Annotated in this window: 25 protein-coding genes and 1 riboswitch; of the genes, 12 read left to right on the top strand and 13 right to left on the bottom strand. The window is 38.4% G+C overall.

Translation table 11 applies throughout. The features are described from left to right. Window positions 1-65 precede the first annotated feature (65 nt). From aat to infA, 3 genes are all read left to right on the top strand, one after another. Window positions 66-770: a leucyl/phenylalanyl-tRNA--protein transferase gene (gene aat / locus PPBDW_RS05370; RefSeq protein WP_036793890.1), complete on the top strand. Its 705-nt coding sequence runs from the start codon at window positions 66-68 to the stop codon at window positions 768-770. 11 nt (window positions 771-781) lie between these two features. Further along, window positions 782-1501, top strand: coding sequence for an arginyltransferase (locus PPBDW_RS05365; RefSeq protein ID WP_045042851.1), 720 nt, complete (start codon window positions 782-784; stop codon window positions 1499-1501). Window positions 1502-1692: 191 nt separating this feature from the next. Further along, complete coding sequence (gene infA / locus PPBDW_RS05360; protein WP_005368778.1) at window positions 1693-1911, top strand: translation initiation factor IF-1; 219 nt, start codon at window positions 1693-1695, stop codon at window positions 1909-1911. 160 nt (window positions 1912-2071) lie between these two features. On the opposite strand, the gene clpA is transcribed toward infA, so the two are convergent. Beyond that, the gene (gene clpA, locus PPBDW_RS05355) at window positions 2072-4339 is read right to left on the bottom strand and encodes an ATP-dependent Clp protease ATP-binding subunit ClpA (RefSeq protein WP_036793889.1); all 2268 of its coding nucleotides are present in this window, start codon (window positions 4337-4339) and stop codon (window positions 2072-2074) included. A gap of 47 nt (window positions 4340-4386) precedes the next feature. Then, window positions 4387-4707: an ATP-dependent Clp protease adapter ClpS gene (gene clpS, locus PPBDW_RS05350; protein ID WP_036793886.1), complete on the bottom strand. Its 321-nt coding sequence runs from the start codon at window positions 4705-4707 to the stop codon at window positions 4387-4389. Window positions 4708-4927: 220 nt separating this feature from the next. On the opposite strand from clpS, the gene cspD reads away from it, so the two are divergent. After that, window positions 4928-5149 carry a cold shock domain-containing protein CspD gene (cspD, locus tag PPBDW_RS05345; protein WP_036793884.1) on the top strand — a complete coding sequence of 74 codons (222 nt, stop codon included), beginning with the start codon at window positions 4928-4930 and terminating at the stop codon, window positions 5147-5149. 527 nt (window positions 5150-5676) lie between these two features. On the opposite strand, the gene icd is transcribed toward cspD, so the two are convergent. Then, window positions 5677-6930: an NADP-dependent isocitrate dehydrogenase gene (icd, locus tag PPBDW_RS05340; RefSeq protein ID WP_036793883.1), complete on the bottom strand. Its 1254-nt coding sequence runs from the start codon at window positions 6928-6930 to the stop codon at window positions 5677-5679. A 143-nt stretch (window positions 6931-7073) separates the two neighbouring features. Here icd and rluE point away from each other — a divergent pair, with 143 nt between their 5' ends. The 6 genes from rluE (at window position 7074) to PPBDW_RS05310 (ending at window position 14919) form a co-directional block, all read left to right on the top strand. After that, the gene (gene rluE / locus PPBDW_RS05335) at window positions 7074-7724 is read left to right on the top strand and encodes a 23S rRNA pseudouridine(2457) synthase RluE (protein ID WP_036793882.1); all 651 of its coding nucleotides are present in this window, start codon (window positions 7074-7076) and stop codon (window positions 7722-7724) included. A 361-nt stretch (window positions 7725-8085) separates the two neighbouring features. After that, complete coding sequence (mnmA, locus tag PPBDW_RS05330) at window positions 8086-9201, top strand: tRNA 2-thiouridine(34) synthase MnmA (RefSeq protein WP_036793880.1); 1116 nt, start codon at window positions 8086-8088, stop codon at window positions 9199-9201. Between the two features lie 14 nt (window positions 9202-9215). Beyond that, complete coding sequence (gene hflD / locus PPBDW_RS05325) at window positions 9216-9833, top strand: high frequency lysogenization protein HflD (protein WP_036793878.1); 618 nt, start codon at window positions 9216-9218, stop codon at window positions 9831-9833. An 88-nt stretch (window positions 9834-9921) separates the two neighbouring features. Beyond that, window positions 9922-11289 carry an adenylosuccinate lyase gene (gene purB / locus PPBDW_RS05320; protein WP_036793875.1) on the top strand — a complete coding sequence of 456 codons (1368 nt, stop codon included), beginning with the start codon at window positions 9922-9924 and terminating at the stop codon, window positions 11287-11289. 455 nt (window positions 11290-11744) lie between these two features. Next, entirely contained in the window at window positions 11745-13319 is a 1575-nt protein-coding gene (locus PPBDW_RS05315; RefSeq protein ID WP_036793873.1) for an EAL domain-containing protein, read from the top strand. Then, window positions 13312-14919, top strand: a complete 1608-nt coding sequence (locus tag PPBDW_RS05310; protein WP_036793872.1) for a sensor domain-containing diguanylate cyclase — start codon at window positions 13312-13314, stop codon at window positions 14917-14919. Before PPBDW_RS05315 ends, PPBDW_RS05310 begins: the two co-directional genes overlap by 8 nt. 38 nt (window positions 14920-14957) lie before the next feature. On the opposite strand, the gene oppF is transcribed toward PPBDW_RS05310, so the two are convergent. From oppF to moaA, 10 genes are all read right to left on the bottom strand, one after another. Beyond that, window positions 14958-15944, bottom strand: coding sequence for a murein tripeptide/oligopeptide ABC transporter ATP binding protein OppF (oppF, locus tag PPBDW_RS05305; RefSeq protein WP_036793871.1), 987 nt, complete (start codon window positions 15942-15944; stop codon window positions 14958-14960). Between the two features lie 2 nt (window positions 15945-15946). Then, the gene (gene oppD, locus PPBDW_RS05300; protein WP_036793869.1) at window positions 15947-16909 is read right to left on the bottom strand and encodes an ABC transporter ATP-binding protein; all 963 of its coding nucleotides are present in this window, start codon (window positions 16907-16909) and stop codon (window positions 15947-15949) included. 128 nt (window positions 16910-17037) lie between these two features. Then, window positions 17038-17949 carry an oligopeptide ABC transporter permease OppC gene (gene oppC, locus PPBDW_RS05295; protein ID WP_036796295.1) on the bottom strand — a complete coding sequence of 304 codons (912 nt, stop codon included), beginning with the start codon at window positions 17947-17949 and terminating at the stop codon, window positions 17038-17040. A 16-nt stretch (window positions 17950-17965) separates the two neighbouring features. After that, window positions 17966-18886: an oligopeptide ABC transporter permease OppB gene (gene oppB, locus PPBDW_RS05290; protein WP_036793867.1), complete on the bottom strand. Its 921-nt coding sequence runs from the start codon at window positions 18884-18886 to the stop codon at window positions 17966-17968. A 79-nt stretch (window positions 18887-18965) separates the two neighbouring features. Next, a complete protein-coding gene (locus tag PPBDW_RS05285; RefSeq protein ID WP_036793865.1) occupies window positions 18966-20597 on the bottom strand; it encodes an ABC transporter substrate-binding protein in 1632 nt (543 codons plus the stop codon). Window positions 20598-21051: 454 nt separating this feature from the next. Further along, on the bottom strand, window positions 21052-21213 hold the full coding sequence (locus tag PPBDW_RS05280) for a hypothetical protein (protein ID WP_162836322.1): 162 nt from the start codon (window positions 21211-21213) through the stop codon (window positions 21052-21054). Window positions 21214-21728: 515 nt separating this feature from the next. After that, on the bottom strand, window positions 21729-22172 hold the full coding sequence (gene moaE / locus PPBDW_RS05275) for a molybdopterin synthase catalytic subunit MoaE (protein ID WP_036793863.1): 444 nt from the start codon (window positions 22170-22172) through the stop codon (window positions 21729-21731). Window position 22173: 1 nt separating this feature from the next. After that, window positions 22174-22419, bottom strand: a complete 246-nt coding sequence (gene moaD, locus PPBDW_RS05270) for a molybdopterin synthase sulfur carrier subunit (protein WP_036793860.1) — start codon at window positions 22417-22419, stop codon at window positions 22174-22176. After that, window positions 22416-22895 carry a cyclic pyranopterin monophosphate synthase MoaC gene (moaC, locus tag PPBDW_RS05265; RefSeq protein WP_036793859.1) on the bottom strand — a complete coding sequence of 160 codons (480 nt, stop codon included), beginning with the start codon at window positions 22893-22895 and terminating at the stop codon, window positions 22416-22418. The genes moaD and moaC overlap by 4 nt, the downstream gene beginning before the upstream one ends. Window positions 22896-22986: 91 nt before the next feature. Further along, on the bottom strand, window positions 22987-23976 hold the full coding sequence (gene moaA / locus PPBDW_RS05260; protein WP_036793857.1) for a GTP 3',8-cyclase MoaA: 990 nt from the start codon (window positions 23974-23976) through the stop codon (window positions 22987-22989). After that, a riboswitch (molybdenum cofactor riboswitch) is annotated at window positions 23965-24138 on the bottom strand. (Overlaps the previous gene by 12 nt.) Window positions 24139-24322: 184 nt before the next feature. On the opposite strand from moaA, the gene PPBDW_RS05255 reads away from it, so the two are divergent. Together PPBDW_RS05255 and PPBDW_RS05250 are read left to right on the top strand one after the other, a co-directional pair. Next, window positions 24323-24550 carry a hypothetical protein gene (locus PPBDW_RS05255; protein WP_036793855.1) on the top strand — a complete coding sequence of 76 codons (228 nt, stop codon included), beginning with the start codon at window positions 24323-24325 and terminating at the stop codon, window positions 24548-24550. 192 nt (window positions 24551-24742) lie between these two features. Further along, window positions 24743-25321, top strand: coding sequence for an LON peptidase substrate-binding domain-containing protein (locus PPBDW_RS05250; protein ID WP_036796294.1), 579 nt, complete (start codon window positions 24743-24745; stop codon window positions 25319-25321). Window positions 25322-25346 lie beyond the last annotated feature (25 nt).

Genomic DNA, 25346 nt, shown 5'->3' with positions numbered 1-25346 from the left:
TTTTGTCGGTTGTTAAATGTTATATTGGCACCAATAGCCTTTTGACCCGTGTGTATTGATAGAAAATGACGATTTATATAGCTGAAATTGATCCATCATCATTACAATTTCCTAATCCTAATAGCGCCCAAATTGATCCAAATGGTCTACTGGCTTTTGGTGGTGATCTCAGCCCACAACGCCTGCGCCAAGCATATCGGCATGGTATTTTTCCATGGTACTCACAAGGTGAACCTATTTTATGGTGGAGCCCAAATCCACGTGGTGTCTTTATTCCACAACAATTTTCACCAAGTAAAAGTTTACGTAAATTTATGCGTAAATCGTCCTATTCTGTTACGCTCAATTATGCATGCCATGCAGTGATCCGCCAATGTGCTGAATCTCGAGGCCCAGAGCAAACATGGATCACTGAAGCAATGATTAACGCTTATCAAAAATTACATGATGAGGGAGATTGTCACTCAGTCGAGGTATGGCAAGATCAACAATTAGTCGGTGGATTCTATGGTGTCGCCGTCGGCAGTATTTTTTGTGGTGAATCAATGTTTTCTCTGGCAGATAACGCCTCGAAAATTGCCTTATGGTATTTCTGTCATCATTTCAATCGACATGGTGGCCAGTTAATTGATTGCCAAATGATGAACCCGCATCTAGCTTCTTTAGGTGCTAGTGAATTAGGACGGCAGACCTTTTTAACACAACTACATCAACAGCGAGATACTGCATTAGCTGCGGCGTGCTATCACCCTCAAACTTTAGTGCTATAAACGAATTGATGATGAAAGAATTAACCTTACAACTGGGTCTTACACCTGAAAGTGACTGTAATTATTTACCACACCAACGTGATCAACTTGGTATAGTGATGGACCAACCATGGTTAAATCCAAATGGTTATGATTTATTAATTAGTTCAGGGTATCGCCGAAGTGGTAGCGTGATCTATAAGCCGATGTGTAAACATTGCAATGCCTGTACTCCATTACGGATTGATTGCAGCCAATTCACCCCTTCTAAAAGTCAAAAACGCCAACAAAACCAACTCAAAAAACTGCAGTGGCAATTTAAACAACAATTAGACCCAGATTGGTTTGATTTGTATGAGCGTTATATTAATGTCCGTCATGCTAGTGGCTCAATGTTTCCCGCGAATAAACAACAGTTCTTTGATTTTATTAGCGCACCATGGATGAACACCGCATTCTTACATTTATATCAAGATAATCAATTGATTGCGGTTGCGATTACTGATGTTTTCCCAGACTCACTCAGCGCTGTTTATAGCTTTTTTGAACCAGAACATAAGTTATCATTAGGAACATTATGCGTCCTATTACAAATTGAAGTTTGCCGTCAGACACAACGTCAATGGCTCTATCCTGGCTATCAAATAGATCAATGCCGTGAGATGAATTACAAAGTTCGCTTTACACCACATCAGAAATTAATTAACGGTGAGTGGATCAGTGAAACAGTAAAAAACACCCAAAACGGTTAAATTCAACGCAACACAAGAACGCTTTGCATTAGCTTTTGTTAATTTACTGAGAAAAAATGGATTAATCGCGAACAATAGCTGACAAAAACGACTAGCGAGGGTAAAATTACGTCCTAAACTTTACACTCAGATAGTTTCAAGGCATTATCCAGCCCGATCAAGATGAATGGCTGGTAGCCTAAGAGGATTCAATGGCAAAAGAAGACGTAATTGAAATGGCTGGTACTGTACTAGATACACTACCAAATACTATGTTCCGTGTTGAGCTGGAAAACGGTCACGTTGTTACTGCTCACATCTCTGGTAAGATGCGTAAAAACTACATCCGTATCCTTACTGGCGACAAAGTAACAGTGGAACTGACTCCTTACGATCTAACTAAAGGTCGCATCGTCTTCCGCGCACGTTAATCTTTCTCTAAAAGATTAGTGCTGCAAATAAAACCCAGCCTCTTTGCTGGGTTTTATTTTAGCGAAGATAATAACAAGTAGTCACCACATAAAAACGCCGCAGATAGTTGTTACTATCTACGGCGTTTTTGTTTATTGCGATAAAGCTAACACATTAGCCTTAATGGGCGGCTTCCATCTCACTGCTGAATTGGAAATCTAACTCGCCATTAATATAATCAACGCGTACTGAACCGCCATTAACTAAAGAACCGAACAACAATTCATTCGCAAGTGGCTTTTTAAGGTTCTCTTGAATCACACGAGCCATTGGACGTGCGCCCATCGACTTATCATAGCCTTTGTCTGACATCCACTCACGTGCCCGCTCAGACACTTCCATAGAGACACCACGTGCATCTAGTTGTGCTTGTAGTTCTACAATAAACTTATCAACCACTTGGCCAATAATGTCTTTCTCAAGATGATTAAACCAAATGATATTATCAAGACGGTTACGGAATTCTGGCGTAAATACTCGTTTGATCTCTGCCATCGCATCATGGCTATGATCTTGTTGAATAAGACCAATTGATTTACGTACTGTTTCCGTTACCCCGGCATTGGTTGTCATTACAAAAATAACATTTCGGAAATCAGCTTTACGACCATTGTTATCAGTTAGCGTACCGTTATCCATTACTTGTAGTAGCAAGTTAAACACATCAGGGTGTGCTTTTTCGATTTCATCAAGCAATACAACTGAATGAGGGTTTTTAATAACTGCATCTGTCAATAATCCGCCTTGGTCATAACCTACATAACCAGGAGGTGCACCAATCAAACGACTGACGGTATGACGCTCCATATATTCAGACATATCAAAACGTAGTAACTCAATACCCATCGTACGGGCTAACTGCACCGTAACTTCCGTTTTACCCACGCCTGTAGGTCCTGCAAATAAGAACGAACCTACCGGTTTATTATCAGCACTTAACCCTGCACGGCTTAACTTGATTGCTTCAGTTAATACATCAATCGCGCTATCTTGACCAAAGACTAACATCTTTAATCTACTATCAAGACTTTGTAATACGTCACGATCACTACTTGATATTGATTTCTCCGGAATACGTGCCATTTTAGCGATCATAGCTTCAATATCACCAACATTTACCGTTTTTTTACGACGACTTGCAGGTGCTAAACGACAACGTGCGCCAGCTTCATCAATAACATCAATCGCTTTATCAGGTAAATGACGTTCATTAATGTATTTTGCAGATAATTCAACTGCTGCGCGAATAGCTTTATTAGTAAAACGTACTTCGTGGTGAGCTTCGTATTTTGATTTTAACCCCATCAAAATTTTGGTGGTGTCGTCTAACGATGGTTCAACAACATCAATTTTTTGGAATCGGCGTGATAGTGCGCGCTCCTTCTCAAAAATATTACTGTATTCTTGATAGGTTGTTGAGCCCATGCAACGCAACTTACCACTACTCAATAATGGCTTAAGTAAGTTGGCAGCATCAACTTGCCCACCAGATGCAGCACCAGCACCAATGATGGTATGGATTTCATCGATGAACAAAATCGCATGTTCTTCTTTTTCAAGCTGCTTTAAAATACCTTTAAAACGCTTCTCAAAATCACCACGGTACTTAGTACCCGCTAGCAATGAACCAATATCCAGAGAATAAATTACGCAGTCTTGAATAATTTCAGGCACTTGACCTTCAACAATACGCCACGCAAGCCCCTCTGCAATAGCCGTTTTACCGACACCAGCTTCACCCACTAATAACGGGTTATTTTTACGACGACGACAAAGAACTTGTACTGTACGCTCAAGTTCTTTATCTCGACCAATCAGGGGATCAATACCACCTGATTTCGCTAATTGATTAAGGTTAGTTGCAAAGTTCTCAAGTTTATCTTCAGAACCTTGTTCAGTACGTTGTTCTTCTGTATTACCAATCTCAGATGGGTTAACGTCATCATTATCACTGCCTTTAACAGTGCCATGAGAAATAAAATTCACCACATCAAGACGGCTAATATCACTTTTCTTCAGTAGATATGCAGCATGCGACTCTTGCTCGCTAAAAATAGCAACCAATACATTAGCACCAGTTACTTCGCTACGGCCAGAAGACTGCACATGGAACACAGCACGTTGCAGCACTCGTTGAAAACTCAATGTTGGTTGAGTTTCACGGCTCTCATCATCCACTGGAATTAAGGGTGTTGTCTGTTCAATAAAAGAATCTAGCTCTTTACGCAATACATCAAGATCAGCGCGACACGCTAATAATGCTTCTTGCGTGGCTACATTATCTAACAGAGCCATCAATAAATGTTCTACCGTCATAAACTCATGACGCTTTTCTCTTGCGCGTGCAAATGCACCGTTCAGGCTCGCTTCAAGTTCTTTATTTAGCATAAGGCACCTCCCCTAAAAACCACTCAATATGGCGTGCCGGAAAAAGATTATGCTTTTTCCATCGTACATAACAACGGGTGTTCATTTTCCCGTGCGTACATCATTACTTGCGCAACTTTCGTTTCTGCTACTTCTGCGGTGAAAGTGCCACAAATAGCTTTACCTTCATAATGTACCGCAAGCATCAACTGAGAAGCTTTCTCCAGATCCATGGAAAAAAAAGTTTGTAACACATCAATCACAAAATCCATCGGTGTGTAATCATCATTGTTTAAAATTACTTTATACATCGATGGCGGCTTAACTTGGATTTCTTCCTTATCCAGTACATCAGATTCAGGATTCATCCATTCGTATAACTTACTCATAGTTTTATCTTAGTTCATTCATTCGTGAGCTGGCTATAGCCAAGTTAATAAAAGATTTTATCAAAATGTTACAAACAATACTTGACTGACTAGTTTATTTTACTACATTGTAAATTGTAGTAGATATAATCTGCATCAAAATCGCATTAGTATGCAATCAACATTACTGAATGAGCAGCTAATGTCAAATGGAACTTGAATGCAAAAAGGATGTATAAGCATGGCAACAGGTACAGTAAAATGGTTCAATAACGCCAAAGGATTTGGCTTCATCTGCCCCGAAGAAGGTGAGGACGATATTTTCGCTCACTATTCAACGATTCAGATGGATGGTTACCGAACACTTAAAGCAGGTCAACAAGTGAACTACGAGGTTCAAACTGGCCCTAAAGGTTACCATGCAAGTGCTATTGTTCCCGCAGAGGGCGATGAAGCCAAATAAGTGGATCCAATATTAATAGCACATTAAAAGGTGAGATTATCTCACCTTTTATTTGAGAAATCGAAACCAAATTTTTAATAACTGATACAATATACCAATTACCTACCGACTTCGACAGTCATCTGAGGTTATTAGTTGCCCGCGTCTAAATTTTATCTAGTGATACTCATCCGCAACAAAAAAAACTTCTTTCCCTTCAGCTAAAGATGAATAAAATACGCATAAAAAAAACACAGTTAATCATTCTTTAAAATGCGACAACAAAACGTATAATAATTAACAAAAAATACACATTTGTTTTATTAAACTATCCTATGCCAAATTTAATTCACTGCCTATATCTAGATAGTTTTCTTCTTCTATGTTTGAGAGTTAGCGCACGAGAGTATGATGCAGTTGATTACTTTACCTACATTTATGCTCCCTTTGTCGAATATAGTTTAATTTTTATTACCCTCTTATACTCAACAATAAAAAAGGCCCAGCGAATGCTGAGCCTTAAGATATTTATTATATTTATCTAATAGTTACATTTGCTCAATCATATCATCAGCAAATTCAGAACATTTTCGCAAGTTAGCACCGTCCATTTGACGCTCAAAATCATACGTTACTGTTTTATTACTAATAGCAGCTTCCATTGAGCTAATAATTAAATCGGCCGCTTCTGTCCAGCCCATATGGCGTAACATCATTTCAGCAGAAAGGATTAATGAGCCAGGGTTTACTTTATCTTGGCCTGCGTATTTAGGTGCCGTACCGTGAGTTGCTTCAAACAATGCCACACCGTCACCAATATTCGCACCAGGTGCAATACCAATACCGCCAACTTGTGCTGCTAATGCATCTGAAATGTAATCACCATTAAGGTTCATGGTTGCAATCACATCATATTCTTCTGGACGTAGTAGAATCTGCTGTAAGAAGGCATCTGCAATACAATCTTTAATCACAATCTCTTTGCCCGTTTTTGGATTCTTTAATGTCATCCAAGGGCCGCCATCAAGTAATTCAGCACCGAATTCTTGTAGCGCAACATCGTAACCCCAATCTTTAAACGCACCTTCAGTAAATTTCATGATGTTACCTTTATGCACTAAGGTTAACGAATCACGGTCATTATCAATGGTGTACTGAATTGCAGCACGTACTAGACGTTTAGTTCCCGCTTCTGATACTGGTTTAATACCAATACCACATTGTTGTGGGAAGCGAATTTTAGTCGCGCCCATTTCTTGTTGTAGGAACTGAATCACTTTATCAGCTTCTGCAGTACCCGCTTGGAATTCAACGCCAGCATAAATATCTTCTGAGTTTTCACGGTAAATGACCATGTCAGTTAACTCAGGACGTTTAACTGGGCTTGGTACGCCATCAAAATAACGTACAGGACGAACACAGATATAAAGATCAAGCTCTTGACGCAATGCTACGTTAAGAGAACGAATGCCGCCACCAACTGGGGTAGTTAACGGGCCTTTAATTGCAACTTTATATTCACGAATAAAATCAAGAGTTTCTTGTGGAAGCCATGCGTCATCGCCGTAGACTTGGGTTGATTTCTCACCGGTGTAGATTTCCATCCACTCAATTTTACGATCGCCGGCATACGCTTTCTTAACAGCAGCATCCACAACTTTAATCATTGCTGGACTTACATCGATACCGATACCGTCACCTTCGATGTACGGAATAATCGGGGTATTAGGAACAATCAATTTACCTTCAGCGTCTACTGTGATTTTCTGACCCGCTGTTGGTACAATTACTTTACTATCCATTTTAAATCTCCTGGCATCCATTTGTTATCATTTTGTAAGAGGCGAGCAAATCATACTTTAAATTTTATCAATACGTCAATTATGTAATTTTTCACGTATAATATGTCTGTCTAAATCATCAACTCTTACAACAGCACGTATTTATGAATCCAAACACCACAAATCGTCAACCTCTTCGTGCCAATAATGAGCGTAGAGCGTCAAGAAAAATAAATAAACCAAAGCGTCCCCGTGGCCCACAAAAAGTTATTTTATTTAACAAACCTTATAACACCTTAACCCAATTTTCAGGTGAACCAGGCGACAGTACTTTAGCTGATTTTATTCCAGTGAAAGATGTCTATCCTGCTGGACGATTAGATAAAGACAGTGAAGGATTACTGGTACTAACCAATGACGGTATTTTGCAAGCTCGACTGACACAGCCTCAATCAAAGCAAGCCAAAGTCTATTGGGTGCAAGTTGAAGGAATCCCGACAGCAGAAGATTTACAGCAACTACGTGATGGAGTGACGTTAAAAGATGGCCCAACATTACCTGCTGGAGTCGAAGTCATCGAATCACCACAAATATGGGATCGCACCCCACCCATTCGAGAGCGTAAAAATATTCCAACAACATGGTTAGCGATTACCTTACGTGAAGGTCGAAATCGTCAAGTTCGTCGTATGACCGCCCATATTGGTTTTCCGACATTACGTTTGATTCGCTATCAAATGGCGCAATGGACTGTTGCAGATTTAGCGCCAGGCGAGTGGAAAGAAATTACCCTTCCAGCGCCAATTCAAGCTTAATTTAGCCAGCATCCTATCAGCGCTCTATGGTTAACATCAGAGCGCATTATTACCTTCAGTACAGTAAAACTATTTTCCCCAACAAAAAACTACACATTTTTAGCTACATCCTCTATCATTGCGACAAATAGCAAACGTTTGCTATTTGATTTAATCTAGACGATAATTATAAAAAACATTGCTATTTTTTATCTATATTTCAGTTTTTAAATACTTTTTTTAATAACTCTTGTATTTATTTACACCATCGCTACCGTTAATGACTATTTATTGGAGTGTGATTCTGCTCCCGATCTGTTTCAGGCGCTGGGTTTCTGTTAGAATTACGCTCTTAACACTAAATTAGCGACAGTAGAGAAATATGTCTGATAACAGCCAAAAGAAAGTCATTGTCGGCATGTCCGGCGGTGTAGATTCATCGGTATCCGCTTACCTGCTCCTTCAACAAGGTTATCAAGTTGAAGGCTTATTTATGAAAAACTGGGAAGAAGACGATAACGACGAATACTGCTCTGCTGCAGAAGATCTCGCTGATGCACAAGCGGTATGTGACAAACTTGGTATTACACTGCATACCATCAATTTTGCAGCTGAATACTGGGATAACGTGTTTGAATACTTCCTTGCTGAATATAAAGCGGGTCGTACGCCAAACCCAGATATTTTGTGCAACAAAGAAATCAAATTTAAAGCCTTCCTTGAATTTGCCGACGAAGTACTTGCAGCCGACTATATTGCAATGGGTCACTATACTCGTCGCAGTTTCCCGACAATTGAAGGTGAAAAACCTCAAATGCTGCGCGGTGTCGATAACAACAAAGATCAAAGCTACTTCTTGTACACCTTAGGCCACGAGCAGATTGCACGTAGTTTATTCCCTGTTGGTGAACTAGAAAAACCAGAAGTTCGTCGTATTGCTGAAGAGCAAGGTTTGATCACGGCAAAGAAAAAAGATTCAACGGGTATTTGTTTCATCGGTGAACGTAAATTTACTGAGTTTTTAGGTAAATACCTACCCGCTCAACCAGGTAAAATTGAAGTTGCTGATACCGGTCTCGTTATCGGCGAACACCAAGGCTTGATGTATCACACACTAGGTCAACGTAAAGGCTTACACATTGGAGGCCAAAAAGGCGGTAATGGTCTTGAAGACGCATGGTATGTCGTTGATAAAGATTTAGAACGCAATGTGCTTATTGTTGGCCAAGGTAAAGATCATCCACGTCTAAAATCAAACGGTCTGATTGCCTCTCAACTACATTGGGTTGATCGTCAACCGATCCGTGAAACAATGGCGTGCACGGTAAAAACACGTTACCGTCAGCAAGATCTTCCTTGTACTATCATCCCAATGGATGATGAAACTATTAAAGTAATTTTTGATGAGCCTCAAATTGCAGTAACGCCAGGACAATCAGCTGTGTTCTATAACGGTGAAATCTGTCTTGGTGGCGGCATTATTGAAGAGCGAATTTAAAGGAGTTTTTGCGCGTGGCTTACTCTATTTATGATCGAACGATTGCGTTTGCAGGCATGTGCCAAGCAGTCAAATTAGTTCAAGACGTTGCCCGTAATGGCAATTGCGACTCAGCAGCATTAACCACAATGCTTAATAGCATTATGGCAACAGATCCAAGCAATACTGTAGGCGTCTACGGCAGCGAAGCTGATTTACGTGTCGGTTTAGAATCGATGGTGCGCGATATTGATGGTTCATCATCAGGCAGTGAAATCACTCGCTATCTTGTTGGCGTAATGGCACTTGAACGTAAATTATCAGCGCGTCGCGATAGCATGGCACAACTTAGTGATCGAGTTGACACATTGAAGCGTCAAACAACTCACTTTGAAATACTTGATGAACAAATGTTGAGTAATATTGCCAGTATTTACTTGGATATTATCAGTCCATTAGGACCACGGATTCAAGTATCAGGTACGCCAGCGCAATTACAACTGCCCCATGTTCAGCATCGAGTGCGGGCATTATTACTTGCAGCTGTTCGCAGTGCCGTACTTTGGAGCCAAGTCGGCGGTAAACGTCGCCATTTATTATTTGGTCGTAAGCAAATGCTAGAACAAGCAAAAATTCTGCTCGCTCGAAACTAAATTAACGCATTGCTAACTCCAATTCAGCCTGAAAAATCAGGCTGAATATCAATTTTGTTTTAACCCTCATAAACCAGGAGAGATCAACATGGAACTGTCAGCACTGACAGCTGTTTCCCCAGTAGATGGCCGCTACGGAAGCAAAACAAGCGTACTACGCAGTATTTTTAGTGAGTTCGGTTTACTAAAATACCGTACTATCGTTGAAATCCGTTGGTTACAAAAATTAGCCGCTACTGATGCTATCGTGGAAGTTCCTGCATTCAGCGCAGAAGCGAATGCTTTTCTAGATCGTATTGCTACTGAGTTTAGCGAGCAAGATGCACTTCGTATTAAAACAATCGAACGCACAACTAACCACGATGTAAAGGCAGTTGAATACTTCCTGAAAGAAAAAGTGGCAGAGATACCTGAATTACATGCAGTAAATGAATTTATTCACTTTGCATGTACATCAGAAGATATTAATAACCTATCACATGCATTAATGCTAACAGAAGCACGTAAAAACGTAATGCTGCCTGAAGTGCGTAATGTTATTGATGCCATTAAAGCACTAGCAAACGAATACCGTGATATGCCAATGCTAACCCGTACTCACGGTCAGCCAGCTTCTCCATCAACAATGGGTAAAGAAATGGCAAACGTAGCGTACCGTATGGAACGTCAATACAAGCAAATCGAAAACGTTGAAATTCTTGGTAAGATCAATGGTGCTGTAGGTAACTACAACGCTCACCTATCAGCTTACCCTGATATTGATTGGCACCAATACAGTGAAGAATTTGTGACATCATTAGGGATTACATTTAACCCTTACACAACCCAAATTGAACCACATGATTATATTGCAGAATTGTTTGATGCCTTTGCGCGTTTCAATACTATTTTGCTTGATTTTGATCGTGATATTTGGGGTTACATTGCTTTAGGTCACTTTAAGCAAAAAACAATTGCTGGCGAAATTGGCTCTTCAACGATGCCACACAAAGTTAACCCAATCGACTTTGAAAATTCAGAAGGCAACCTAGGCCTTGCTAATGCAATCTTCAATCACCTAGCACAGAAACTGCCTGTTTCTCGCTGGCAGCGTGACCTAACAGATTCAACCGTACTACGTAACTTAGGTGTTGGTTGTGGTTATGCAATTATTGCTTACACATCAACCCTAAAAGGCATCAGCAAGCTTGAACTAAACCAAGCAGCACTAGAAGCTGAATTAGACCGCAACTGGGAAGTACTTGCAGAGCCAGTACAAACAGTAATGCGCCGTTACGGCATTGAAAAACCTTATGAGAAGCTAAAAGAGCTAACTCGTGGTAAGCGTGTTGATGGCGAAGGTATGCGTACATTCATTGATGGCCTAGAATTACCAGAACATGAAAAAACACGCCTTAAAATGTTGACACCAGCTAACTATATTGGTGACGCTGTAAAGCTAACTGATCAGCTATAATATCCTCAGATATAGAGCCAGTTAACGATAAAGGACGTTATTTATATAACGTCCTTTTTTATTAACCTGAAACTGACAATTTATTGACGCTTCAATGACGATACAAATAGAACTATCTCTTATACTTTTAACGACTAACTAAAGACATTATGATGATCGTAATCGGAATATTGAAAGGATGCTTTCCTGAAATATACATAAAAATAGTAAATAAAAACCTACCGGAGTCAATCCTCTTAATAAACAAAAACCAACACATTCCTCCTGCGAATATATAACCTATTTCATATTCACTTTGTTATAAAACAATGACCTGTAACTATATAAAAAATAATAAATCAAGCCTGATTTAATTTTTTATTGTTTTCATAACTCTTCAGAAGCATCTCTGATTTGTTTTTGCTATCTTAAATACGACAATTGGCAAATAAAAATAAGAGTAGAGTTATTCCATCGTGACTATCAGACGTCCTTCAATTTCATTATATAGTATTGCATTAGTGATTTTACTTATCGCTATAGGTTTAGTGACGTTAGCACTTACTTCACAAACCGTTGGGCGTCAGCTGTTTAAATATAATCTCGAATCGTTTGAACACCAACGGTCAGAAAACTATTTACAAAGCATCCAATCTACTTCTATTTTACTTGATAACCTTCAATATCATCTTTCTTATACCTGTGATAAAGAGGATATTTCAGAACTCGAGCGTGTAAGCTATTATTCATCACATATCCGTAGCATTAGCTTAGAAACCAACTCAGGTAAGGTTTGTGGTGATCACACTAACCTCAATCAACTTTATGGCTCACCAACAAATAAAATACCGTTAAATAATGAAGTTGTCGTTGTGGCAAATACCGATAATAGTGAATCAATTATTCAATACCGTAAAAAGGTTGTTGGCGGCACTATTACTGTTGATATAGCAAAACAACCAACTAACGCCTTGCTAGCAGAAGCTTGTGATGAATGCTGGTTACAGGTTATCGAAGGTAATGGAGTATCGCTATATACCGGTAATACTGAAAATGCTTCAAAGACTATCTTTTCACGTCCATTTACACAGAACCATGCCCTAAATAATATGGTTAAGCCTATTTTATCAATGCCATTCCATAATAAGGCTTGGATAAAATATTACGTTACTCCAAGTGTAGTTGCTGACTATCGGGCTCATATTAAGCCTTTTTTACTGCTTATTTTAAGTGGCTTAATTTTTATTATATTAGTGATGTTGTATCGTCGTTATCACAGTACCAGTATCATTAAGTTCTTAATGCTCAATGCAATAAAACAAAACCATTTAGTGCCTTATTACCAACCTATTATTGATGCAGAAAAGAACATTACCTGCGGTTATGAGGTACTCATTCGTTGGGAAACTAAAAAAGGTAAAGTTATTCTACCTGATGAGTTTATACCTCAATGTGAAGCTAATGGTGTCATTACACCATTAACATTCCAATTAATTAATACTGTTGCACGTGATATTCGCAAACTAGAAATGCAACATGGTAAAGTACTACCCTATTATTTCAGTATCAATATTAGTGCTAGTGTACTTCAAGACCCTGAGTTGATTGATATTACACGTTCAGCGTTGGCTCACTATCATATTGCTCCGCATAATATTGCATTTGAATTAACTGAACGTTCACCCATTGATAATATTGAGCAAGCAGAGCATAACTGTGCAAAACTAAATGCGATGGGTATTCAAATTAAATTAGACGATGTTGGTAATGGCTACTGTGATTTCTTAGCATTACAAAAACTACAAGCTACAACGATTAAAATAGATAAGGTTTTCATTGATGATATTAACTCTTTAGCGGCAAACACTATCGTTAAATCATTAATTGCATTCGCCGAGAAGGCCGAGGTAGAAGTTATTGCTGAAGGTGTTGAAACAGAACAACAAGCTAAAATATTGACTGAGTTAGGTATTCGCTATCACCAAGGATTTTTGTATAGCAAACCAATGCCGTTTGATTCATTAGCCAATGATAAAAACTTTAATGTCTAAACCTGAACAACATATATTGAAAAGTCGTAGTTCAAAATGGCAAACTGATCATATCCTGTGCAAACATGATACGATCAGACGCTGCTTAATTCTTTTTTTTAATTTACTTATACTAACATTAATCGTTGGTTTTAGTTTACGTCAAGAAATAAACGAAACACGTTCATACGTGCAAGCAAACCTAAATCAAATAAAAAAATCAACAGATTCATTAGCATATAGAAACAAACGTTATGCGAAAACAGCAACTAAAGCCATTGCTAATTTTGATAATCGATATCAAAAGCTACATGTCCTTGCTGACATTCATTATTACCCTAAATTAAGAGAATTTGGGTTTAATCGCGGCATTTATCCAAATAACTTATTCAATGGTAGTTTAGTTGGTCCAGGATTTCCTAACCAGTTAATCCAAAAAGATACCCATTTATTTGCGGTATTAGATGAACTATGGGCTGAACAACAAACTCATCCGATTGTTTATAATTACTACTATGTTTCTCACGCATTAAAATACTTCTATCTATCATCTAAACTGCCATCAGATCAATTTAACACTACCAAAGAATTTTTTTCGACAGATCTTTACCGTAATCAACGCTCAACATCTCAACCACTAAACGAATTACAAAAAGGAATGTATTACACCTATCCTTATTTAGATTTTTTCTCTAAGGAAATGGTTGTCACTATTAAATCTCCAGTTTATAAAAATAATAAAATAGTAGGCGATATCGGTGTTGATATTCCAGTAAAATCCCTTATTAAATCAATTACATTACCGCCTAAATTAAAATCATCACTCAATTTCTATCTTTATGATAGTAATACAGAACAAAAATTTGAAATCTATAATGGCTATAGCAACTATCTATTACCATCGATTCCTGTACATACTAGTTTAAATAAACATACATTAATTTTTGCTGATATCTCACCATGGTTTTTTGTTAGCTTTGCGATAAAAATTATGATGTTAAGCATTTTGCTACTCATCACCTTAAATTACATGAATGTAATATTAAAACGGCATAAATTTCAAAAACAACGTTATCAATTAGAAGCTTATACTGATTTACTCACTGGATTATTTAATCGGCGCGTGATGGATAGTATTGTTAAAGATATCGTTACTGAAAATAATAAAAATGCACAGTCCACTGCGATAATTGTGTTTGATGCCAATGATTTTAAAATAATTAATGATACTTATGGCCATGACATTGGCGACTTAGCATTAAAACATATTTCATCAACAATCAACGACATGACACGAGACAGTGATGTTTGTATTCGACTGGGCGGGGATGAATTCTGTATTGTTTTACCTAGTGCCGATTTAGAACAGGCATTATTAATGGCCGATCGATTAGAGTTAGCTATTTTTAGCGGATATTTTTGTCATTATAATATTAAAGTTTCAATTTCAACAGGTTGCACTGTTATTGAAGCAAACGAAAACTTACATGATGCTTTAGTGCGTGCCGATCAAATTCTGTATAAAAATAAAGAAAATAAAGCTGAAAATAAAAAAGCGCTACAACAACAACTAAAAAATTATATTTTCAAATCACCGCCAAACTTTCCTAAAAATGAATAACGCACAGTTAATCGCTGTACGTTATTCATACTTCAATATTAAACCTCTAAGCATGCAACAGCATGTTGATAGGTACCCTGTAGATCTGGCTTTTGCTCGGCACAAATAGCAACAGCTTTAGGGCAACGAGTACGGAATACGCATCCCGATGGTGGATTCATCGGCGAAGGTAAATCCCCTTCTAACAACTCAATATGTTTATTCCGTTCCAACTTCGGATCAGGAATAGGAACTGCCGACATTAATGCTTTAGTGTAAGGATGCTGAGGATTAGCAAACAGTGCCTTACTGTCCCCCATTTCAACTGCATTGCCTAAATACATTACCAAAACACGATCAGAAATATGTTTAACAACAGATAAATCGTGGGCAATAAAAATCAAACTTAATCCCATTTCTTTTTGTAATGATTTAAGCAAATTCACCACTTGTGCTTGAATCGATACATCCAAGGCAGATACTGGTTCATCACAAATAATCATCTTAGGCTTTAAAATCAGCGCCCGCGCAATCCCAATTCGCTGACATTGACCACCTGAAAACTCATGCGGATAACGATTGATAACGTTCGGTAATAATCCGACTTTAGTCATCATCGCTTGCACTTGTTGTTTCACTTCATCAGCAGTTAATTGGCTATAAAATGCCTTTAATGGCTCAGCAATAATTTCCCCCACAGTCATACGCGGGTTTAACGATGCTAATGGATCTTGAAAAATCATCTGAATTTGTTTACGTTTTTCACGTAACGCACTGTGATTAAGTTTAGTTAGATCTTGTCCTAGCCATACCACTTTCCCATCAGTTGCTTCCACTAAGCCAATGATCGCACGCGCAAACGTCGATTTACCGCAGCCAGACTCGCCAACAACACCTAAAGTTTCACCTTCATAAACACAGACATTGATCCCATCAACGGCTTTTAATTTTGAAGGTTGGCTCCAAGGCCATGCCGATTTAGAAGCAATATTAAAGTGTACTTTGAGGTTAGTAATATCTAATAATAATTTCTTTTCAGTCTGCATGACTACGCTCCCATATCAGCAAAACAAGCACGTAATCTATCTTGTGCAAACGGCATTAATATTGGTGATTCTTGCTTACATTGAGACAATACACGATGGCATCGCTCTTGATATGGACACCCAACAGGCAGACGTAATAAATTAGGTGGATTACCTGGAATCGTCGGTAGATCTTCACCTTCAGTATCTAAGCGTGGAATCGCACGTAACAATCCTTCAGTGTATGGATGGCTAGGACGATAAAAAATATCATTAATATCGCCATATTCCATGGTACGTCCAGCGTACATCACCAATACTTTGTCACAACTTCCCGCCACCACACCTAGATCATGAGTGATCATAATGATCGAAGTATTAAAGTCCGATTTAAGATCATTTAATAACTCCATGATCTGTGCTTGCACAGTAACATCAAGTGCCGTTGTCGGTTCATCAGCAATTAACAACTTTGGTCGACATAATAATGCCATAGCAATCATTACACGTTGACGCATACCGCCTGAAAACTCATGGGGATACATTGTCATCCGCTGACGTGCTTCTGGAATTTTAACCGCATCCAGCATTCTTACTGATTCTTCAAATGCTTGAGATCTGCTCATACCTTTATGTAACATCAGCACTTCCATCAATTGCTCGCTGACCTTCATATAAGGGTTTAATGACGTCATTGGATCTTGGAAAATCATCGCTATTTGTTCAGCACGAATACGATTTAATTCTTTTTCCGATAAATTTAAAATCTCACGGCCTTCAAATTTAGCACTACCACTAATAATGCCGTTCTTGGCTAATAAACCCATAATCGCAAACACGGTTTGACTCTTACCTGAGCCTGATTCCCCAACAATACCTAAGGTTTGGCCTTGTTCTAATGAGAAATTTAAATCATTTACCGCAGTAACATTGCCATCAGGAGTGGTAAATTCAACTCGTAAGTCTTTAACTTCTAATAAACTCATACTACTTCCTTGTTCTCAACAATAAGCACCGTACATTCGCTTCGGTTATTATTTATTATCAAGTGAATGATGTTGGCGATACCCATTCTATTACTATAATTAACAATAAAATGGGTCGCTGCTTATTTCTATCTATCTTTAGGATCTAACGCATCACGCAAACCATCACCGACATAGTTAAAACAGAACAACGTGATGACCATAAATCCAGCAGGAAATAATAGCTGCCAAATCGCAACTTCCATCGTTTGTGAGCCTTCATGTAGTAGTGCCCCCCAGCTTGTCATCGGCTCTTGTACCCCTAATCCAAGGAAGCTTAAGAAGGATTCAGTTAAAATCATAGCGGGTACAAGTAAGGTGGAATAAACGGCAACAATACCTAAAACATTTGGCACAATATGACGGGTAATGATTCGCCAGCGACTAACACCACACACATGCGCTGCTTCAATAAACTCTTTACCGCGTAACGACAAAGTTTGACCGCGAACAATACGCGCCATATCAAGCCAAGAAATAGCGCCGATAGCGATAAATATCAGCATGATATTACGACCAAAAAAGGTCACTAATACAATCACAAAAAACATAAATGGAATCGAGTACAGAATTTCCAATATCCGCATCATTATTCGATCAGTTTTACCACCAATAAAGCCAGATGCTGCACCATAAAGTGTGCCGATAACCACCGCAACTAAAGCGCCTAATAAACCAACCATCAGTGAAATTCGACCACCGACTAATGTACGGGTATAAAGATCTCGCCCCAGACTATCAGTACCGAAAAAGTGCCCCTCAGCCCCTAATGATGGTGCGGCATGCAACGCATACCAATCGGTATCATCAAATGCATATTGGCTCACCATTGGACCAAAAATCACTGCCAGTGTAATCAATCCTAAAATGACTAACGACACCATCGCTGCTTTGTTACGAAAAAAACGTGAACGCGCATCTTGCCATAAACTACGTCCTTCAATTTCAAGGCTTTCTGAAAATTTCTCAAGCGCTTCAACATTATCTTTTTTTGTTAAAATCATAATTATCAGCCTCTTAATAACGAATTTTAGGATCGATCATCGCTAACACAATATCGACAATGGCATTGAAGATAATCGTTAACGAACCAATCAAAATCGTAATTCCAAGCACTAACGAGTAATCACGATTAAAGGCCGCATTGACAAATAGCTTACCGATACCAGGTAAACCAAAAATAGTTTCAATAACAACAGAGCCAGTAATAATACCGACGAAAGCCGGCCCCATGTATGACACCACGGGTAAGAGTGCTGGACGTAAAGCATGCTTTAAAATAATGTGTCGATAACTCAACCCTTTTGCTCGCGCAGTGCGAATAAAGTTACTGTTTAAGGTTTCAATCATGCTGCCACGAGTAATACGCGCAAACGTAGCGACATACAGTAAAGCCATACCTAACATTGGCAGAATAACAAATTTTAATGATCCATCTTGCCAACCACCTGCGGGAAGCCACTGTAAGTTAATCGCAAAAATATAAATCAATACTGGTGCGAGGATAAAAGAAGGCATAACCACCCCCGCCATCGCGGTAGACATAATGGTATAGTCAAGCCAAGTATTTTGTTTTAATGCGGCAATTGTGCCAACCGTTACTCCCATCACCAATGCAAAGATAAACGCAAAAAATCCAATTTTGGCAGAAACAGGTAAAGCTTTAGAAACTAATTCGTTAACTGTGAAATCTTTATATTTAAATGAAGGGCCAAAATCTCCTTGAACAATGTTACCTAAATAGGTGGTGTATTGTTCAAACACTGGTTTATCTAAGCCATATTTTGCTTCAATATTGGCAAGTACTTCCGGTGGTAAAGGGCGATCTGAAGTAAAAGGGTTACCAGGGGCGAAGCGCATTAAAAAAAATGAGATGGTGATCAATACCAAAAGTGTCGGTATCGCTTCAAAAATCCTTTTAGCAATGAATTTAATCATATAAAGCTACCGTATTTGCTGTGCATGCGAGTGCTGCCTTCATGATAGAAGGCAGCTAATTATTATTATGAAAGGTGTACTATTTAGCGATGAAGTACATATCTTTAGAATAGATATTATCTTCAGGGTTTTTCATTGGGTAACCGCCTAATTGAGGGTTAACCAAACGCGCATTTACATAGTGATAGATAGGCATTATTGGCATATCTTGCGCTAGGCTAGCTTCTGCACGTTTATAATCTGCGGCACGCTCAGCAGCTGTTGGAGCAAGAATTGCGTCATCAATTGCTTTGTCGTAATCAGCGCTAGCGTATTTAGGATAATTCTGTGTGTGACCTGTACGCATAATCGCAAGGAATGTTGACGCTTCATTATAATCGCCACACCAACCAGCACGAGACACATCAAAGTTACCTTGACGCTTACTGTCTAAATAGCTCTTCCACTCTTGGTTTTCTAATTGTGCTTCAACACCCAAACTTTTTTTCCACATAGATGCAATTGCAACAGCAATCTTCTTATGGTTTTCAGAGGTGTTGTACAACACTTTAAACGTCAGCGGGTTATCTTTGCTATATCCGGCAGCTGCTAATAATGCTTTCGCTTTTTCTAAGCGCTGCTTTTGATTTAATTGCGCATACTCAGGCATATCAACATCAAGCCCGTTAGTTGCTAATGGGGTAAAGTTATATGCAGGAGTTTCACCTTTACCTACAATAAATTTCGCCAGTACATCACGATCAATCGCGTAAGATAATGCTTTACGTACATCACTATTATCAAATGGCTTACGCGCTGTATTAAATTCATAGTAGTAAGAACATAAGTAAGGCGTCACTTTCACATCTTGCGGATATTCTTTAGTTAAACGCTTGAAATGCTCATTTGGCATTTCATAAGTCATATCCACTTCACCGGCAAGGAAACGGTTCATTGCAGCAACTTGGTTTTCAATCGGTAAAAATGTCACTTTATTGATAACCGTATCTTTATTATTCCAGTAATTATTATTACGGGTTAATACAATACGTTCATTTACAACCCAGTTATCTAATTTATAAGCACCATTGGAAACATAATTACCAACCTTGGTCCACTGATCACCAAATTTTTCAATGGCATTTTTATTAACTGGTTTCATTGATGTATGTGCAAGCATTGCCGCAAAATAAGATAATGGCTTATCTAATGTTACTTTTAAGGTATGAGCATCAACAGCTTCAACACCTAATTTCTCCGATGATTGTTTACCTGCAATAATATCTGTGGCATTTGCCATGGTGGTCATTTCAAGATATGACGCATAAGGAGAAGCTGTTTTTGGATCAGCCAGACGACGCCATGTATAGACGAAATCATCAGCTGTTACTGCATCGCCATTCGACCACTTAGCATCATCACGTAGATGAAAAATCCACGTTTTGTTATCCGTTGTTTGCCACGATTTAGCCACACCAGCAACCAAGTTACCTTCAGCATCTTGATTAACTAATCCTTCAAGCAAATCACGAATAACATTAGATTCAGGAACCCCTGATACTTTTTGTGGATCAAGAGATTCTGGCTCAGTGCCATTAGCACGTACCAACTCTTGTTTATCAGCTAATTTAATATCTGCGGGAACTTGCGCTGCAAAGGTTGAAAAAGAAGGAAGAGCAACAACTAAACCTACACCGAGTAACAAAGCTTGAGTAATTTTATTCTTATACATGCATTAACTCCAATACATCAATTTATAACATCCATGACATTCTCAGCAGGTCATATTAATTAATAACAAAATAGTTGTTCTCAATCCTAGAGAACAGCCATCAAACCGAAGAATTATCTAAAACATTAACAGGAGTTATATTAATTTGCCACAAACAGACAAATAAAACACATTTCATACTAAACATTTAGTTAACAACAGCTAACATTGACTAGATCAATGTCACATTCATAGGTTTTTACACCTATTATCAGTAAGGTTAAAGCTATTAATATTATCAAAAAATGCTCAGAAGTAGTTTTTTACGGTTATAATTTACGCATCGACACTAAATCAGAATATAAAACCAGTAAAACCCTGCATAACCAAACACAATCTAAACGATATCGTTACAAATTAGACACAAAAAAGGCACTACCTAAGTAATGCCTTCTTATATGATGTCGCATAATGTTTACTTACTTTCGCTATCTAGTTTAATTAACTGCTTATCTTGACTCACAGCTTGCTCTTTTTGTTCCAGTAATAACTGTTCTTCATTGTCATGGTTATTATCATTAATTCCAATATCAGCCATCATCTGTTTGATTCTTTTGCAAGGTATACGTTTATGCATTGCCAACCTCTCCGCTGTTAAATGATGCCAGCAGACCTTCCGCTATCACTTCAACTACTTGGCCTTATACCAGCTAAAATACGTTACTTTTTAAATATGGCACATCAACCGTAATCTCACCGCGTAATTAACCATAATTTCTCGCATTAATAACAAAAGGATCTTAAAAAGATAACAGATAGATTATTTTAGCAAACAACATCATAAGCTAGTAAAGATCCTATAACTTAGCCAATAAGCTCGCTACTATTTAGCCACTAAGAAATATATCCTGTAATAAGGCATATTTATTAGTAATACCTCTGTCATTTCATACGGTGAGAATAAGAGTACATTTATGAGACCCACAGGCTGCATTTCACGACCAAGTCCATCCCGTTTTCGCACGAGTTACGTTCCGACTACAACGGCAAATCGAGATAAGAATAAAAATAAAAAATAGTATTTATCGTTAATGTTTACCTATAAAAAAAGGAGCTAATACTAGCTCCTTTTTTATATAAATCATTACGTTATTATGACCATCTATCCGCGGCAGAATTATCGGTTTCACGAGCATCCACCCACCGACTTTCCAACGGCGTCTGTTCTTTCTTCCAAAACGGTGCGCGTGTTTTTAAATAATCCATGATAAATTCGCAAGCTTCAAATGCAGCACCACGATGAGCACTTGTTACACCAACAAAAACTATTTGGTCACCTAAATCGAGATCACCTACGCGATGAATCACCCGTGTTTGCAATAACGGCCAACGGCTACGCGCTTGAACAACAATTTCTTGTAAGGCTTTTTCTGTCATACCAGGATAATGCTCTAACGATAAACCTGTAACAGTATCACCTTGATTAAAATCGCGAACTTTACCAATAAATGTAACGACTGCCCCTGCTTCATTACCTTGACTAAGCTTGGCATATTCGTCAGCAACAGAGAAATCGTCATGCTGTACTGAAATCATATTAACCCCCAGTTACTGGCGGGAAAAAAGCAACTTCATCACCGTCTTTAATGGCTGTGTCTAAACGACAAATAGTTTGATTAACGGCAACCAGTAATTTTCCAGACTCTAATGCTAACTGCCATTTATCACCACGAGCTAATAACGCTTGACGTAGATCATCAGCCGTTGCAAATTCCGCTGCGACCTCAAGTTCGGCCACACCGACTAACTCTTTAATTTGAGCGAAAAATAATACTTTAATCATGCTTCAACCTTAAAGTGGCCAGATTTACCGCCTGTTTTCTCAAGTAATCTTACTTGGCTAATGATCATATCTTTTTGAACGGCTTTACACATATCATAAATAGTTAATGCTGCAACAGATGCCGCAGTTAACGCTTCCATTTCAACACCTGTTTTACCCGTTAGCTTACAGCAAGATTCAATCCGAACTTTATTTTCAGCAGGAATTGCTTCTAATTGAACTTCTACTTTAGTCAGTAGTAATGGATGGCATAGCGGAATTAAATCCCATGTTTTCTTCGCCGCTTGAATGCCTGCAATACGTGCTGTTGCAAACACATCACCTTTATGATGCTGACCTGAGACGATTAATGCTAATGTTGCAGGTGCCATATGCACAAATGCTTCTGCGCGTGCTTCGCGTACAGTCTCAACTTTTGCGGATACATCAACCATGTTAGCTTCGCCTGAAGCATTAATATGGGTAAACTGATTCATTTTTTATTCCCAATAAAAGCGATAATTTAAGCACAATCGATAATTATTTCTCGACTGCTAATTTATTATTTCTCATCGTTCTTCGTACAATCTAGCCGCCGATGGATGCAAGATTTGGTGTCATTCCTGTTTTACCTTCATCTAAGAAGTGGCTGACGGCTTTAGTATTTAAACTCGCTTGAATACGCTCAATAAGCTGTGGTTGTTGGCTATCATCAGCCAGTAAGTCACGTAATTCGACACCATCCTCACCAAAGAGACATAGATGTAACTTACCTTTCGCCGAGATACGAAGACGATTGCAGCTTTCACAAAAATTCTTTTCATACGGCATAATCAGCCCTATTTCACCAATATAATCAGGGTGATAAAAAACTTGTGCCGGGCCGTCATTATTGCTTTTTACTTTTAGTAGCCATCCATTAGCAATGAGATGGTTACGAATGCTCACACCAGAGACATGATGCTTACTGAAAAGGCTATCCATTTCACCAGTTTGCATTAACTCGATAAAACGAAGCTGAATCGGACGCGTTTTAATCCACTCTAAAAACTTAGGCAGTTCTTGAGAGTTCAAATCTTTAAGTAAAACAGTGTTGATCTTTACTTGTTCAAAACCTGCATCAAAAGCAGCGTCAATGCCTTCCATTACCTGATGAAACATATTTTCACCGGTAATTTGATAAAACATTTTAGGGTCTAAGCTATCAACACTGACATTAATGTGAGTTAATCCAGCTTGACGCCATTCATGAACATGCTTTGCCATGCGGTAGCCATTGGTGGTTGTCGCCACCTTGGTGATACCAGGCTGGCTCGCAACAGTACGAATAATATCGGTAAAATCACGACGTAAACTAGGCTCACCACCTGTAATACGTACTTTAGTTGTACCACAATCAGCAAAAGCAGCCGTAACCCGATGAATTTCATCCAAAGTTAAAAAAGAAGGTTTCTTTTTTTCTGTTGGTTGGTAGCCATCAGGCAGACAATAAGTACATTTGAAGTTACACACATCGGTAACTGAGAGTCGTAAATAATAAAATTTACGATGAAAACTATCTTCTAATTGTTTGGCCATGGAACACCTTTCCAAATACGGGAGGCCAGTTCATTTCTAAACCAACCCTGGTGACATTATGTCACTGGCGTTAATCACTTATTGACTATTGATTCTTCCCTTATGGATCAATCAAACAGCGCGTAGCAACTTAGTGAAAAAAGCTCGGAGTTATGGCAGTTATGCACATCAGTCGTTGATGAACTATTAATGTTACACAACGGCATTTCTTATTTAAAAGTATCAGAGTTTTTCGAAAATTGACAAATAACTGAAAAAAACAGGCTGACATTCTACCTTTCGAGCAGAAACACGACAATACTAGTTAGGTATTTAACGTTAAAATGATCTCAATAGTGGAGGATTTATGTCCAATATAATCGAATCTGCGACATTGAATGATATTGCACTTTATCTGCAACGAGAAGAAAGTCTTGATTCAGATTCTGCTCAGGCAGCAGCTCAACAAGTATTAACTAACTTCATCGAAATGCGCAATAAAGGCTTAATTAAGGGATGGTACTTTGATGATTTAGGCCATTTAGAATTATTGCCCACCGACAGTATTCAATCGTGGATTGATCAAACTAAGTAGTCAACTAAGCATAATGGTTTTTATTTTGCGCATAAATATGGTCGAGGAGTGATCACTTTTTAGCAAGAATAATCAAATTATGATTGTTTAATTATGTACAATCAGTTAGTTGATTCATTCATGGGTTTTTTATACGACTTCGGCACCAGACTTGCTCGCCTACAAAAGAAGACATCTAATAAAATAGTGCCCATGACAACTTTAAATATCCCTTTGTTATTTCAAAAACGTCATATCCTTCCTACAGGGCGGATGCCGCTTTATTTATCTACAATTACGCACTCAACGACACTGAAAGCCATTTTATTATCAAAAATAGGCATCGGTATCTGCATGTTTAGCAATAAATCATCGCAGCAAAGATTATATCATATAGGCACTAGGGTTACGATTGAAGACTTTAATCATGAACCTAGTAACCACTTAATTACATTGCATGTTTACGGACAAGATCCCTTTAAAATTGCGACAATTGAACAAGATAACAACGATATTATATGGGGAAAATGCCAACAACTACCTCGATGGCCCCAACAAGAAATAACCATTGAACAACAGTTACTATCAACACGATTACAACTTATGTTTCACAAGCACCCAGATCTACACAAATTACATCATCAACAAGAATTTGATAATTTAAGTTGGTTATGTCAGCGTTGGCTTGAAATATTACCCGTGCCAACACAAGAAAAACAAACCTTACTCAACCGTCCTGATTGCCTTCATGCCAGTGACTACCTAATGAGTATGATTAAAACCCACCATTAACTCACCCCGTCAATAATTAATCACA

Source organism: Photobacterium kishitanii (assembly GCF_000613045.3).
Classification (GTDB): Bacteria; Pseudomonadota; Gammaproteobacteria; order Enterobacterales; family Vibrionaceae; genus Photobacterium; species Photobacterium kishitanii.
This window is presented reverse-complemented; position numbering and strand designations above follow the sequence as displayed.